Genomic DNA, 13236 nt, shown 5'->3' with positions numbered 1-13236 from the left:
TATTAGGTGTCTTAGGCAAAAACGGCATTCAGCGCTGCAATGATTGCGGTCTGACTGCCCCCTGCCAGCGGAACCGTCACCGTAGATCCACTAAAGCCAACCACGCTTTGTCCGGCTGGAGCTGGCTGCACAAAACGATTCTGAGTGGCTGAGCCGGCCATACTGCCGAAAGGGCCGTAAGTGGCCCCGCTTTTCCCGGTCAATGTGAGTTGCAAAACACATTGCCAGCCATACCACACACCCGTGTAGCCTGAAATGGACACGATCGGATCATTCAGCGGAATATTGACGATTTGCGCGCCTCCGCTGTTTCCACCATGTTGCAACAAGGTAAATATTCCAGTTTCGGTTCCCTGGGTACCGGTGTTATATGGACCTGTCCCGGTGTTGATGGCCTGAATCGCGTTGAGTACGTCGCCTGATCGGATCGTCATTTGGGTAAGATTGGGATTTCCCGCCGCGCTGATAATCGACGTGTCGTCGAAAGTATTGCTTGTGGGTGGATTGCCGAGCTGATCAAGAATCATGACCTGCGCTTGCTCGAACTGGAAGTTCCCCGAGTTGAAGCGCCAAACAAAAATATCTTGATAATTATACTGCGCGCCCTGAGAGGAAAAACCTTCCGAAACCATGCTCCACACCTGTTGCGCACTTGCATTGGGAGCTGCATTTCCTGGCTCAAACTGAGCCCCATAGCCAATCTTCGATGGTGATATTCCGGCATCGAGGAATGTCGATAGCGACGTTCCGTCATAGAATTGAGGAGAGACAAAATCGAATTTACTATTGACCGTAGAATAATCGATCGTATCGGTGGGCCATGCGGGCGTGAACGATAGATAGTATTTCACGGGCTGTTGATCAAACGCAGCGCGAATCGCAGAAAATAAGATCTGAAACTGTGCCCGCGTCATTTGATTGGATACATCACCTTCCCAATCGACATCCAGGCCATTCATCCCATTATCTTTAAGATATGTCACCAAATTATTCGCAAAGCGGCTTGCCTGTGTTTGAGGATCACCCCCTCCCGAAAAAATTGCCGCCAAAGTATTGGCGCCAGAGTACACCATTGTTGCTAGAAATTTAATGCCATGATTGACCTGGCGTGCATCACGAAGTACAAAATTCAAATAATCCTGGTTAGTCAAGCCGCCCGAATGAGATGCATTGCCGATTTTGATCGTGGAACCCTGCTCAGCGGGGATTACTTCAAAAAATGCAATACCAAGAAAGGTTGCACTGTCGTAAACTTTGCAATCGATGAGCGATTGATAGCAACTGTCGGGGCTGTTGTAGTTGGTTTGTGGTGGTTCGTCTTCGTTCAAAAAAATCCACGCATTGATACCGTTTTGTAGGTCTGTCATTTTTTCTTTCCTGTGAGGTTGCGTTTTCGGGCGGTGGCGTGCGACGCTGCAACTATAGTTGAAGGCCACCAAATACCACAGCCAATTGACCGTGGTGCATCAGCAATGCAGTCACGCCCAGAGACGACACGGCTATGCAATGAACTATGGCGTTCCACGTTGCCGAAGATCATTATAGGAAACGGCGGAAGAAGAAGCCTTCCGAAATCCTTCTGGACCGCGCGCACGATTCTATGGAGAAACATCAGTGAGCATCGTTTCTCGTACTCGTGGCTGGTACAACTTTTACCGTCACCGGCCACGAACCCTCGATGCGCCCGCAAACCCGCACCACGCCTAGCTTTTTGGAAAGAATTTTACCGTCACAACCGAATCACGCAGTCGGTAGATTATCGCCTCGCAATCGTGCACTCGGCGCATACCGTCCGCTATACCGTCATTTGCGACGCACAATGGGGTGGCCGCCTTCGGAATCGTCAAAAAGCATGCGCTAACCGCTGGAGGGAATAGCCCGTCCAGCCGAACGGCGAATGAGTCTTTGTCGACCCGAAGCCGACCTTGACTGTTCTGCACCCAATGTCCGCTTCCGATCCAACCGCTGCCCATGTTGCCTGCCTGGAGCGAGAAGAAGGCTAATTTCCTTAGGCATCCTGAGTATTGCCTATGCCGTCGAGGAAGAGGTCGACGAGGTGGGCGACGCGCGATTTCGTTGCACCGCCTTGCTCGACGGCGAGAGCGATCGCCGTGACCACACACACCAGATCGTCGATAGAAACGTCCCTGCGAACCACCCCTGCTGCTTGCGCGCGCTGGAGTAGCCGGCGTCCTTCTTCACGTCCGGCATGGCAGCCGGGCGTCCCTTCCTGCAGTACCGTCCCCAGCAACGCAGCCAGCCCGCGATAGTGGCTCGCATGGTTCACGAGTTCCTTGACGAAGGCGCGTATCGAAGCACCCGGCTCCAGCTTTTCATCGCGTGCGCGGCTTGCTTCGGCAAGCGCCAGGAGGCGCGCGTCACTTGTCGCGGCAAGCAGCGCGTCGCGCGTCGGGAAGCGACGATAGAGCGTGCCGACACCGACGTTGGCACGCTTCGCGATATCGTCGAGCGCGGCGTCGGCACCGCGTTCGATAAATAGCGCCTCCGCCGCTTCGAGAATGCGTTCCCGGTTGCGAGCCGCGTCGGCACGGAGCGGCGCTTCGTCGATCGTCGAATTCTTGCTCTTCATCCTTGCTTTGATTTCACTTGATAAGTGGATGATGCCTCCATATACTAAGTGGAGCAATACTCCACTTATGCAGGGACGCATATGGCAAAGCGATTCGAGAACAAGGTTGTGGCAATCACCGGCGGCAGCGAGGGCATTGGCCTTGCCACCGCCAAGCTTTTCGCAGGCGAAGGCGCGCGGGTCTATATCACGGGCCGTAGGCAAAATCGACTGGACGAGGCGATAGAAGAAATCGGGAACGGTGCCGTCGGCGTTCAGGGGGACGCGAGCAATCTCGCCGACCTTGATCGACTCTATGAGCGTATCCAACGCGACTACGGTAGGCTTGACGTGGTGTTCGCGAATGCGGGCGTTGCCGAAGTGGAGCCGCGCCCGCTGGGCACCATCGACGAGGCGGGTTTCGACCGACTGTTCGGCCTCAATGTGCGTGGCCTGCTCTTTACTGTGCAAAAAGCTTTGCCGCTACTTTCGTCGGGTAGCGCTGTCGTTTTGAATGGCTCGGTGGCTGGCAGTAAAGGCTTTCCTGGCCAATCGCTCTACAACGCAAGCAAGGCGGCTGTGCGGTCGTTCGCGCGAAGCTGGACGACCGACCTGAAAGAGCGCGGCATTCGCGTGAACGTGGTCTCGCCGAGCGGGACCGAGACACGCCCGATGCGCAGCTACCTCGATGCGCGGCCGGGAGTCGAAGATATGCTCAATCAACTCGTGCCGCTGGGGCGTCTAGGCCGACCGGATGAGATTGCGCGTGCCGTGCTCTTCCTGGCATCGAGCGAGAGCAGCTATATCGCAGGCGTCGAGCTCTATGTTGACGGTGGCTCACTCGCCGTTTGAGCCCTCGGTTTCATTGTTGCGTCGCTCTCGTCGGCCGAACTCCGATTTTCGTGGCGACTCTTCGATGGTGTAGCAATCCTGTCCGGTCGCTGTTGCGTCGGGGCTTGTGTATTTTCAAGAGACTTCCTGAGCGACCGATTGCCATGTCCGGGTCACGTTGGCCACCTCCCGAATCGTGGCCCGAGCCTGTTTCAGCGACAATCCAAAGAACTCCGCGGCATCTGTCGGCCAGCCAGGTCTCGTCATATTCGAACGTGACCGTTTCTTCCCGACGCGACGCATGGCGCCTGAGCAGCCCTACCAGGCCGGGCGTGCCGTCGAGATCGATATATACCTCGACATCAACCATGGTCACCCTTCCCTCCGCCGCCACGGGGCATCCGGACACGCTGAGGCAATGCGGCGGTCGCCAGCGACTGCCCCACTGTATCCCGGGCGGCGTCGGCAACCTCCAGCAATCCATCCAGAAGCCCAAGCGCCTGTAGCACGGCCGCGTAGATGCCGATGCTCACGCCCGGATCGCCCGCCTCGACCCGCTGCAAAGTCGCTCTCGATGTGAAAGCACGCTCGGCAATCACCGCCATGGTCAGCCGGCGGCGCCTCCGCGCGTCGTGGATATCGACGCCCAGTTTACGCAGTGCCCGCCGGACGCCGGCTGAAGGAGCGTGGGGAGTTGGCATTTGGCATCTTTGTAAGTCACTATAAGGTTTAATGTATCACGAAGATAGCATTCTGACCAACTCACATAAGCTGACTGAACAACTTGACGTGGCGTGGACATGGATAGTGATCACCACGAGCGAGTTTTTGATGAGCACTATCTGCGTGCAACGGGACGCCGGGCCAAGTGACAGATCTGACGCGAACCCGCTGGCGAGGTGACCGACATCAAGCCGCCTAGTCGAGGACGAGCCTGGATGACTCATATAGGCGCTACGACAATGGCAATATGCTTATACGATCGGCATAGCTCGACCTCAAGCGGCCCCTCGAACAGCTCCCTTTCGTTTATTGCGTTTTTCGATTATTTCGAATAAACTCCACCTAGGAGATCGCTTCACAACCTAGGAATTCGCCATGACCACCGCCGCACAAACCAAGATGACGCTGCCCGCCGAACGGGAAGTTCAGGCAGCCGTGCAGGGTCAACGCGCGTTGGCAGCCTACCTGGCAACGCGCCTCGAAACGCAACGCATCCAGATCTTCGATGACCGGAACCAAGCCCACCAAGTGGAGTTGCCCACCTCTGCGCTGCGTCTGCTCGTCGATATCCTGGCCGAGTTGGCCGACGGCAATGCCGTGAAAGTCGTACCTGTGCATGCAGAACTGACAACCCAAGAGGCCGCGGACATGCTCAACGTCTCCCGCCCTCACCTGGTCAAGCTATTGGAGGATGGTGTACTGCCGTTTCATCGAACGGGAAAGCATCGTCGGGTGAGGTTCGCAGATCTGATGCAGTACAAGGATGCACGCGACCATGCTAGCGAAGAGGCCATGGCCGAACTCGCCCGTCAGGCTCAGGAATCAGATATGGGCTACGAATGAGGCATTCCCCGTTCACTGCCATCTTTGATGCCTGCGTTCTCTATCCTGCACCGTTGCGCGACTTTCTGATGTGGCTAGGACTGTCGGGACGGTTTCGTGCCCGCTGGAGTCGCGATATTCATGAGGAGTGGAAACGCAATCTACTGCTCAACAGGCCAGATCTGACACGCGCGCAGGTGGATCGCACTTCAGACCTGATGGATCGCGCAATCCCCGATGGTTTGGTGGATGGGTATGAAGATCTCACCGCGGGACTGACTTTGCCCGACCCCGACGACCGCCACGTTCTGGCTGCGGCCATCCGCTGCGGTGCCAGCGTGATCGTAACCTTCAATCAGCGGGATTTTCCAGCAGACATCCTCGCTTTCTACGGAGTGGAGTCTCAACATCCCGACGAGTTTGTGGAGAATCTCTTCGACCTTGATGCAGCAGCGGTCGTAGCCGCAGCGCAGCGCCAGCGGGCACAACTCAAGAACCCACCCATTGACGTCGATCGCTATCTGGAAATCTTATTTCGGCAAGGTCTGGTTCAAACGATCAAAGCCTTAGGGACCTATCGTTCCATTCTCTAACATCGCAACCCAACACCGGCCGATTAAATTTCTCGATACCCTGTTGGGATTGTGCGCCCAAACATGGCATCGGCGTTTTTCCCATGGCACGCCCTCCGCGTGCCATAAGAAATACCATCGATGATGTGGAATTATAGTTATTGGGTATGATTTTTTATCATAAAATCAACAACTTATAAATCACCCTCACTCCCACTCGATTGTCGCCGGTGGCTTCCCCGAAATGTCATAAACGACGCGATTAATCCCCCGCACTTCATTAATGATCCGATTCGACACCCGGCCGAGTAGTTCATGCGGGAGATGGGCCCAATGCGCGGTCATGAAATCGAGCGTCTGCACGGCGCGCAGTGCAACGACGTACTCATACGTGCGTCCGTCGCCCATCACTCCAACGCTCTTCACCGGCAGGAACACCGCGAATGCCTGGCTCGTCAGGTCGTACCACGACTTGCCCGTTTCCTTGTCGACCGTGTCGCGCAGCGTCTCGATGAAAATCGCGTCCGCACGGCGCAGCAAATCAGCGAAATCGCGACGCACTTCGCCGAGAATACGCACACCAAGCCCCGGACCGGGGAACGGATGGCGATAAACCATCTCGTGCGGCAAGCCAAGCTTCACGCCAAGCTCGCGCACTTCATCCTTGAACAGTTCGCGCAGCGGCTCGAGCAGCTTCAGATTCAACGTCTCGGGCAATCCACCGACATTGTGGTGGCTCTTGATCGTGTGCGTGCCCTTCTTACCCTTGCCGGCCGATTCGATGACGTCGGGATAGATCGTGCCCTGCGCCAGCCACTTCGCGTCGCTCAGCTTGCCGGCCTCCGCTTGGAACACTTCGACGAACTCGGCACCAATGATCTTGCGCTTCTGCTCAGGGTCCGTCACGCCGGCGAGCTTCGAGAGGAACGCTTCGCTTGCGTCGACGTGAATCACGCGCACGCCGAGGTGATCGGCGAACGTCGCCATCACCTGCTCAGCTTCGTTGAGCCGCAGCAAGCCGTGATCGACGAAAACACACGTCAATTGATCGCCGATCGCGCGGTGCAAAAGCGCTGCCGCCACCGACGAATCAACCCCGCCCGACAAGCCCAGGATGACGTGCTCGCCACCGACTTGCTCGCGAATCTTCTCGACGGCCTCGTCGATGTAGTGCCCCATCTCCCAATCGGCCTTCGCGCCGCAGATCTGCAGCACGAAGCGCTCGAGCATCGCGCGGCCTTTGACCGTATGCGTCACCTCGGGATGCCATTGCAGGCCGTAGAAATGGCGAGCTTCGTCCGCCATCGCGGCGATCGGACACGATTCCGTCGATGCCATCAGCGCGAAGCCTTCCGGCATCTGCGTGACTTTGTCGCCGTGGCTCATCCATACCTTCAGCATGCCGTGGCCTTCCGCCGTGCGGAAATCCTCGATGCCTTCGAGCAGGCTCGTATGGTTGCGGGCGCGCACCTCGGCATAGCCGAACTCGCGGACATGGCCAAGTTCGACCTTGCCGCCCAGTTGCTCGGCCATCGTCTGCATGCCGTAGCAAATGCCGAGAACCGGCACGCCGAGTTCGAACACCGCCTGCGGCGCGCGCGGCGCATCCGCCTCCGTGACCGAGCTCGGCCCGCCGGAAAGGATGATGCCCTTCGGGGCGAATTCGCGGATGAACGCGTCGTCGACGTCGTACGGATGAATTTCCGAATAGACGTGTGCTTCGCGAATACGGCGCGCAATCAATTGGGTGACTTGCGAACCCATGTCGAGGATTAGGATCTTGTCATGCATGGCTGGCACGGATCGATAGTGGACGAATACGAACGCAGCGCTCGCCGCGCTGCGAATAAATGATCAAACACGGAGCGCCGCGCAATCGCCGCGCGCACGCAAGATAAGGTCAGGGCAACAGCACGGACGTGGGCGCGGGCGCGCTCAACCATGGAACGGGGGCCTCGGCACCGACGTCTGCTGCGCCGCATGTACGTCGCCGCTGCCGCTCGCCGCGCCGGCACGCGCCGATGATGCTGCGGTGCCATCGGCAGCGCGAACACCGAGCTCTGACGACAATGCCGAGGGCCGCTCGGTACGTGCGCCATCCGGCGGCATGCCGGCTGCCGCTGCACTCGACTGCGCCGGCCGTAACACGGGCTCTGCGGGCGCGTTCGAGGCCGATGCGGGTGCAGCAGTGGCGCCGCGGCCCTTCGCGTTCGCCCCCGTGCCGGCCGCCTGACGTGCTTTGTCGATCTCGCGCCGACGCACCGCTTGAGCGAAGCGCGCCCCGCCCAGCCCGACAACGACGAGCAACCCGCCAATCAGCAGATTGGGCACGATGCCGAGCGCAGGCAACCACAACTTATGCGGCCCGATCGTCCATGCCAGCACGAGTGCGCCGGCGAGCCACGTCACATGCCCGACGATCTTGGCGACACCGATCGTCATGGCGCCGTCGACGGCACCGCGCAGCGACAGCCACGCCAGCCCGAGCAGCGCGAGCCCGAGCATCTGCCCGACCATGGCGGGCTCGATCGGGGTCAACTGCAACACGCGCTGCAGCCCGGACAGCGGCGTGAGCAGCAACGCGGCGCCGGAGCTCAGATAGAGCCCGGCATCGACGATCAGCACGGCGCGCAGCAACGGTTTCATCGGCGTTTAATGACGTTCGAGGTGTTCAATCGACGTGGTAGTTCGGAGCTTCCTTCGTGATCTGAACGTCGTGCACGTGCGATTCGCGCATGCCGGCCGACGTGATCTCGACGAATTGCGCCTTCTCGTGCAGCTCGTCGATCGTGCGGCAACCGCAGTAGCCCATGCTCGCCCGCACGCCGCCGATCAACTGGAAGATGATCGCGCCGACCGAGCCCTTGTAAGCCACTCGCCCTTCGATCCCTTCGGGCACGAGCTTGTCGATGTTCGCCGAATTGTCCTGGAAGTAGCGATCGGCCGCCCCATCCTTCATCGCACCGACCGAACCCATGCCGCGGTAAGACTTGTACTGGCGGCCTTGGTACAGGAAGACATCGCCCGGCGATTCTTCGGTGCCCGCGAACATGCTGCCCATCATGACCGCATTCGCGCCGGCCGCCAGCGCCTTGCTGACGTCGCCCGAGAAACGCACGCCGCCGTCGGCGATGACGGGCACGCCCGTGCCCTTCAGCGCTTGCGCAACGTTGGCGATTGCCGTGATCTGCGGCACGCCCACACCCGCGACGATCCGCGTCGTGCAGATGGAGCCGGGGCCGATCCCGACCTTGACGCCGTCGGCACCGTACTCGACGAGCGCCCGCGCGGCATCGGCCGTGGCAATGTTGCCGCCGATGACCTCGACCCGCGGGAAATTCTTCTTGACCCAGCGCACGCGCTCGAGCACGCCCTGGCTGTGGCCATGCGCCGTATCAACGACGATCACGTCGACGCCGGCCGCGGCCAGCGCCTCGACGCGCTCTTCGTTGTCCTCGCCCACGCCGACCGCCGCGCCGACGCGCAGCTTGCCCTGCTCGTCCTTGCAGGCATCGGGGTGCTCGGTTTGCTTCGTGATGTCTTTGACCGTCATCAGGCCGCGCAACTCGAACGCATCGTTGATGACGAGCACGCGCTCGAGGCGATGGCTATGCATGAGCGCTTTGGCTTCGGCAAGCGCCGTGCCTTCCTTGACCGTCACGAGCTTCTCGCGCGGCGTCATGATCGAGCGCACCGGTTCGTCGAGCCGCGTTTCGAAACGAAGATCGCGGTTCGTGACGATGCCCATGAGTTGAGCGCCTTCGACGACGGGGAAACCCGAAATGCCGTGCTGCTGCGACAGTGCGATCACGTCGCGCACTTTCATCTGCGGCGGAACGGTGATCGGATCGCGCACGACGCCCGATTCGAAGCGCTTGACCTTTGCAACCTCGCGCGCCTGCTCGGCCGCCGTCAAGTTCTTGTGGATGATGCCAACGCCGCCTTGCTGCGCCATCGCGATCGCGAGCCGGCCTTCGGTGACCGTGTCCATCGCGGCCGAAACGAGCGGCATGTTCACGGAAATGTTGCGGGTCAGCCGAGTTTTGAGGCTGGTGTCGCGCGGCAGAACGTCGGAGAACGCCGGGACGAGGAGCACGTCATCGAACGTGAGTGCTTTTTGGATCAGACGCATGGCAAATCCTATAGGCGCAAAAGCGAATTATACGCGATACCTCCCTGCTTTTTCACTGTGCGAACAGCAAGTTAGCGTTTTTTCTGTCCCGCTTGGGCCATGCGTTTCGATTTTCGGTTCGACCCGCGTTCGCGCCAGTTTCGTTTGCTCGCGACGCGCGTTCGCACGCCCGGCCCCGAATGCTCAGCGGAAAAAAGCCGACATCGTTGGTCGTCGCAAGCCGAGCATCGAACGATTGCAGAATCGAACAAGACGGCATGCGCGGGCGCGCTTAAGCTGCGCTCTCACTGATTCATTGCGACCGAGGACGAGCATGCGGCGTGGGGTGACGTACGGGGTGATGGCAGGCGCGATTTGGGGTACGGTCTTTCTCGTGCCGCGCCTGCTGCCCGATTTCGCGCCGATGTTGCTCGGCGCCGCGCGCTGCATGATGTACGGCCTGGTCTCCCTCGTCGCCGCGCTGCCGATGGCGCGCCGCCTCGCGGGTAAGCTCACGCGTGCCGATCTCGTGGCAGTGGGTAAGCTCGCGCTCGTCGGCAACCTCGTCTACTACGTCTTTCTGACCGCCGGCGTCCACCGCGTCGGCATCGGCCCGACCTCGCTGATCGTCGGCGTGCTGCCCGTCACCGTGACGCTCGCCGGCAGGCGCGATGCCGGCGCTGTTCCGATCGAACGCCTACTCTGGCCGCTTCTGCTCGTTGTGGCCGGCATCGTCTGCATCAACATCGATGTTTTCGCGGCCGGCCCGACTCAGAGTGGCGCAGGCTCTGTGTCGGACAAGTTGCTTGGCGTGCTCTGCGCCGTGGGCGCGCTCCTGAGCTGGACTTGGTTCGCCGTCGCAAACGCCCGCTATCTGCGCCGGAACCCCCATTTCGACGGCAATGAGTGGTCCGTCTTGCTGGGGCTCGCGACGGGCATTCTCGGCGCCGCGCTGTGGTTCATCTGCCCGCTCGTGCCTGGCTCCGCTTTGCCGGCACCGCACGCAGAGGCTCGTTGGCACGCGTTTTGGCTGCTCAATCTCGGGCTTGCGGTGGGCGCGTCGTGGCTCGGCACGGGCCTCTGGAACGCCGCCTCGAAACGCGTCCCGCTGACGCTTTCGGGGCAGTTGATCGTTTTCGAGACGTTGTTCGCGCTGCTCTATGGGTTCGTCTACGACGCACGGCTGCCCCGCCCGCTCGAAACCGCGGCGATCATGCTGCTGTTGGCGGGTGTGACGTGGTCGGTACGGCGTCATGACGACGGCATCGGGCGCCCGGCACCGATCGATGCCCGTATCGAAACGCGGGCGCCTTGATCAGCGCGAATCCTTGTGCAGCCACTTGCGCCCTTCGATCGACCCGGCCCGGCGTGTTTTTTCGACGCGCCGCTGGCGCGCCAGCTTAGGATCGACGATGAGCGGCCGGTAGATCTCGACGCGATCGTGGTCGGCGAGCGGTGCATCCAGAGCGGCAAGCTTGCCGAAGATGCCGAATTTCGCACTCGCCGGATCGATTTCGGGATGACTCCGTACGATCTCGCTGGCGGCGATTGCGTCGCGCACGGTCGAGCCGGCCGGCAGCGTCAACGCGATCAGCGTCTGCGCCTCGGGGCGGGCGTAGCACACCTCGATGGAAAGCGAGGCGCTCATGGTCGGCCGTAGCGCTCGTCGGCGCGTTTGACGAACGATTCGACGAACGTGTTCGCGATGTGGCTGAATACAGGACCGATGAGCTTTTCGAGGATCACGCTCGAGAACTCATAATGCAGCGCGAACTCGATTTTGCACGCGTCGGTTCGTAGCGGCGTGAAGCGCCAATAGCCCGTGAACTTGCGAAAGGGTCCGTCGGCGAACTCCATGTCGATGCGCGTGGGCCGCTCCTGCGTGTTGTGCGTGGCGAAGTGCTGCTTGATGCCCTTGAAGTTGATGTCGATGCGGGCCTCCATCTCATGCTCCTCCTGTCGACGTATCTCGACGCCTCCGCACCAAGGCAGGAAGCTGGGGTAGTCGGCCACGTCGGTGACGAGATCGAACATTCGCTCCGCCGAGTGGCGGATCAACACGGTTTTCTGAACATCTGCCATAAGGAACACTGCGCGCGGCGGAAGTGGAGCGAGCGTGGCGGGCTCGGTGGGCGCCGCTTTGCTAAAATCGTGATTTTAAACGAGTTGGGCACCGTCCATATTCATGAGCATCATAGACAACAGAAAGGCCTTCTTCGATTACTTCATCGAGGAACGCTACGAAGCGGGGCTCGTGCTCGAAGGATGGGAGGTGAAGGCGCTGCGCGCCGGACGCGGCCAGATCAAGGAAGGCTACGTCGTCATCCGCAACGGCGAGCTGTTTTTGATCGGCGCGCATATCAGCCCATTGCCCGAAGCCTCCACGCACATCACGCCCGATCCCGTGCGCACGCGCAAGCTGCTTTTGCACGGCGACGAAATCAAGAAGCTGATCGGCAAGGTCGAGCAGCGCGGCTACACGCTCGTGCCGCTGAACTTTCACTACAAGGGCGGCCGCGTCAAATGCGAGGTCGGCCTTGCCAAGGGGAAGAAACAGCACGACAAGCGCGAAACCGAAAAGAAACGCGATTGGGAAAGAGAGAAAGCGCGCATCATGCGCACCGCCAACTAACCCCGCGTCGATTTGCCGCGCTCGTCCGCTCGTCCTGTCAGCGTGCGTCGGGCGCCGTCACACTCTTGCCGCGATTGACGATCGCAAGCGCCGAAGCGACCATCGAACCCAATTCGGAGAGATTGCCGGGCACGATCAGCGTATTGCCGGCCTTTGCCAGGTTCCCGAACGCGCTCACGTACTGCTCGGCCACCTTCAAGTTGACGGCGTCCATCCCGCCCGTCGACTGAATCGCCTGCGCGATCTTCTGAATCGCCTGCGCGTTGGCTTCGGCAACGGCCAGAATCGCGGCGGCCTGCCCCTGCGCTTGATTGATGGCGGCCTGCCGTTCGCCTTCGGATTTTTGGATCGCCGCTTCACGCCCGCCCGAAGCGATGTTGATCTGCTCTTGCTTGCGCCCTTCCGAGGCGGCGATCAGCGCGCGCTTCTCCCGCTCGGCCGTGATCTGTGCCTGCATTGCGTGCAGGATCTCCTTGGGCGGCGTCAGGTCCTTGATCTCGTAGCGCAGAACCTTCACCCCCCAGTTCGAAGCCGCTTGATCGAGTGACGAAACGACGCTGTGGTTGATGAGATCGCGCTCCTCGAACGTCTTGTCGAGCTCGAGTTTGCCGATGACGGAGCGCAGCGTTGTTTGCGATAGCTGCGTGATCGCCTGCACGTAGTTGCTCGAGCCGTACGACGCCTTCATCGCGTCGGTCACTTGAAAATACAGCACACCGTCGACCTGCAATTGCGTGTTGTCGCGCGTAATGCAAATTTGCGCAGGCACGTCGAGCGGAATCTCCTTCAGCACGTGCCGATAGGCGACACGGTCGGCGAACGGCAAGACGATGTTCAAACCCGGCGCCAGCGTGGCGTGATAGCGGCCGAAGCGCTCCACGACCCACGCATGCTGCTGCGGCACGATCTTGACCGTCTGTGCGGCAATCACGATCACGATGATGAACAGCACCCCTGCGACGATAGTCATATCCAT

General features: G+C 60.2%; 14 protein-coding genes. 5 read left to right on the top strand and 9 right to left on the bottom strand.

What is annotated here, in order from left to right; translation table 11 throughout:
• Positions 1-11: 11 nt before the first annotated feature.
• Together J3485_RS08530 and J3485_RS08525 are read right to left on the bottom strand one after the other, a co-directional pair.
• On the bottom strand, positions 12-1367 hold the full coding sequence (locus J3485_RS08530; RefSeq protein ID WP_206952061.1) for a glycosyl hydrolase family 18 protein: 1356 nt from the start codon (positions 1365-1367) through the stop codon (positions 12-14).
• A gap of 641 nt (positions 1368-2008) precedes the next feature.
• Positions 2009-2590, bottom strand: coding sequence for a TetR/AcrR family transcriptional regulator (locus J3485_RS08525; protein ID WP_206952060.1), 582 nt, complete (start codon positions 2588-2590; stop codon positions 2009-2011).
• Positions 2591-2671: 81 nt separating this feature from the next.
• On the opposite strand from J3485_RS08525, the gene J3485_RS08520 reads away from it, so the two are divergent.
• Entirely contained in the window at positions 2672-3421 is a 750-nt protein-coding gene (locus J3485_RS08520; RefSeq protein WP_206952059.1) for an SDR family oxidoreductase, read from the top strand.
• Between the two features lie 341 nt (positions 3422-3762).
• On the opposite strand, the gene J3485_RS08515 is transcribed toward J3485_RS08520, so the two are convergent.
• Positions 3763-4101: a helix-turn-helix domain-containing protein gene (locus J3485_RS08515; RefSeq protein ID WP_206952058.1), complete on the bottom strand. Its 339-nt coding sequence runs from the start codon at positions 4099-4101 to the stop codon at positions 3763-3765.
• Positions 4102-4498: 397 nt separating this feature from the next.
• Between J3485_RS08515 and J3485_RS08510 the strand changes: the two genes are divergently transcribed.
• Positions 4499-4966 carry a helix-turn-helix domain-containing protein gene (locus tag J3485_RS08510; RefSeq protein WP_206952057.1) on the top strand — a complete coding sequence of 156 codons (468 nt, stop codon included), beginning with the start codon at positions 4499-4501 and terminating at the stop codon, positions 4964-4966.
• On the top strand, positions 4963-5538 hold the full coding sequence (locus tag J3485_RS08505; RefSeq protein WP_206952056.1) for a PIN domain-containing protein: 576 nt from the start codon (positions 4963-4965) through the stop codon (positions 5536-5538). The genes J3485_RS08510 and J3485_RS08505 overlap by 4 nt, the downstream gene beginning before the upstream one ends.
• 186 nt (positions 5539-5724) lie before the next feature.
• Here the strand turns inward: J3485_RS08505 and guaA are convergent, their stop codons facing one another.
• From guaA to guaB, 3 genes are all read right to left on the bottom strand, one after another.
• Positions 5725-7308: a glutamine-hydrolyzing GMP synthase gene (guaA, locus tag J3485_RS08500; protein ID WP_206952055.1), complete on the bottom strand. Its 1584-nt coding sequence runs from the start codon at positions 7306-7308 to the stop codon at positions 5725-5727.
• Between the two features lie 144 nt (positions 7309-7452).
• On the bottom strand, positions 7453-8163 hold the full coding sequence (locus J3485_RS08495) for a hypothetical protein (RefSeq protein WP_206952054.1): 711 nt from the start codon (positions 8161-8163) through the stop codon (positions 7453-7455).
• Positions 8164-8188: 25 nt separating this feature from the next.
• Positions 8189-9649, bottom strand: coding sequence for an IMP dehydrogenase (gene guaB, locus J3485_RS08490; RefSeq protein ID WP_206952053.1), 1461 nt, complete (start codon positions 9647-9649; stop codon positions 8189-8191).
• A gap of 313 nt (positions 9650-9962) precedes the next feature.
• On the opposite strand from guaB, the gene J3485_RS08485 reads away from it, so the two are divergent.
• Entirely contained in the window at positions 9963-10943 is a 981-nt protein-coding gene (locus tag J3485_RS08485; RefSeq protein WP_206952052.1) for a DMT family transporter, read from the top strand.
• On the opposite strand, the gene J3485_RS08480 is transcribed toward J3485_RS08485, so the two are convergent.
• On the bottom strand, positions 10944-11276 hold the full coding sequence (locus J3485_RS08480) for an RnfH family protein (protein ID WP_206952051.1): 333 nt from the start codon (positions 11274-11276) through the stop codon (positions 10944-10946). It lies immediately after the preceding gene.
• Complete coding sequence (locus tag J3485_RS08475; protein WP_206952050.1) at positions 11273-11710, bottom strand: type II toxin-antitoxin system RatA family toxin; 438 nt, start codon at positions 11708-11710, stop codon at positions 11273-11275. Before J3485_RS08475 ends, J3485_RS08480 begins: the two co-directional genes overlap by 4 nt.
• Positions 11711-11813: 103 nt before the next feature.
• Between J3485_RS08475 and smpB the strand changes: the two genes are divergently transcribed.
• Positions 11814-12260, top strand: a complete 447-nt coding sequence (gene smpB, locus J3485_RS08470; RefSeq protein WP_206952049.1) for an SsrA-binding protein SmpB — start codon at positions 11814-11816, stop codon at positions 12258-12260.
• Positions 12261-12297: 37 nt separating this feature from the next.
• Here the strand turns inward: smpB and J3485_RS08465 are convergent, their stop codons facing one another.
• Positions 12298-13236, bottom strand: a complete 939-nt coding sequence (locus J3485_RS08465; protein WP_206952048.1) for an SPFH domain-containing protein — start codon at positions 13234-13236, stop codon at positions 12298-12300.

The sequence above is a fragment of the Trinickia acidisoli genome, assembly GCF_017315725.1.
GTDB lineage: Bacteria > Pseudomonadota > Gammaproteobacteria > Burkholderiales > Burkholderiaceae > Trinickia > Trinickia acidisoli.
The sequence above is the reverse complement of the archived record's forward strand: the minus strand, read 5'-3'. Positions and strand labels throughout refer to the sequence as shown.

What these genes read in the sequence shown, in the direction of transcription:
- J3485_RS08520 (WP_206952059.1), top strand. Translation starts at nt 2,672, where the DNA reads ATGGCAAAGCGATTCGAGAACAAGGTTGTGGCAATCACCGGCGGCAGC.
- J3485_RS08505 (WP_206952056.1), top strand. Translation starts at nt 4,963, where the DNA reads ATGAGGCATTCCCCGTTCACTGCCATCTTTGATGCCTGCGTTCTCTAT.
- guaA (WP_206952055.1), bottom strand. Translation starts at nt 7,308, where the DNA reads ATGCATGACAAGATCCTAATCCTCGACATGGGTTCGCAAGTCACCCAA.
- J3485_RS08485 (WP_206952052.1), top strand. Translation starts at nt 9,963, where the DNA reads ATGCGGCGTGGGGTGACGTACGGGGTGATGGCAGGCGCGATTTGGGGT.
- J3485_RS08515 (WP_206952058.1), bottom strand. Translation starts at nt 4,101, where the DNA reads ATGCCAACTCCCCACGCTCCTTCAGCCGGCGTCCGGCGGGCACTGCGT.
- J3485_RS08475 (WP_206952050.1), bottom strand. Translation starts at nt 11,710, where the DNA reads ATGGCAGATGTTCAGAAAACCGTGTTGATCCGCCACTCGGCGGAGCGA.
- J3485_RS08495 (WP_206952054.1), bottom strand. Translation starts at nt 8,163, where the DNA reads ATGAAACCGTTGCTGCGCGCCGTGCTGATCGTCGATGCCGGGCTCTAT.
- J3485_RS08480 (WP_206952051.1), bottom strand. Translation starts at nt 11,276, where the DNA reads ATGAGCGCCTCGCTTTCCATCGAGGTGTGCTACGCCCGCCCCGAGGCG.
- J3485_RS08525 (WP_206952060.1), bottom strand. Translation starts at nt 2,590, where the DNA reads ATGAAGAGCAAGAATTCGACGATCGACGAAGCGCCGCTCCGTGCCGAC.
- J3485_RS08465 (WP_206952048.1), bottom strand. Translation starts at nt 13,236, where the DNA reads ATGGATATGACTATCGTCGCAGGGGTGCTGTTCATCATCGTGATCGTG.
- smpB (WP_206952049.1), top strand. Translation starts at nt 11,814, where the DNA reads ATGAGCATCATAGACAACAGAAAGGCCTTCTTCGATTACTTCATCGAG.
- J3485_RS08510 (WP_206952057.1), top strand. Translation starts at nt 4,499, where the DNA reads ATGACCACCGCCGCACAAACCAAGATGACGCTGCCCGCCGAACGGGAA.
- J3485_RS08530 (WP_206952061.1), bottom strand. Translation starts at nt 1,367, where the DNA reads ATGACAGACCTACAAAACGGTATCAATGCGTGGATTTTTTTGAACGAA.
- guaB (WP_206952053.1), bottom strand. Translation starts at nt 9,649, where the DNA reads ATGCGTCTGATCCAAAAAGCACTCACGTTCGATGACGTGCTCCTCGTC.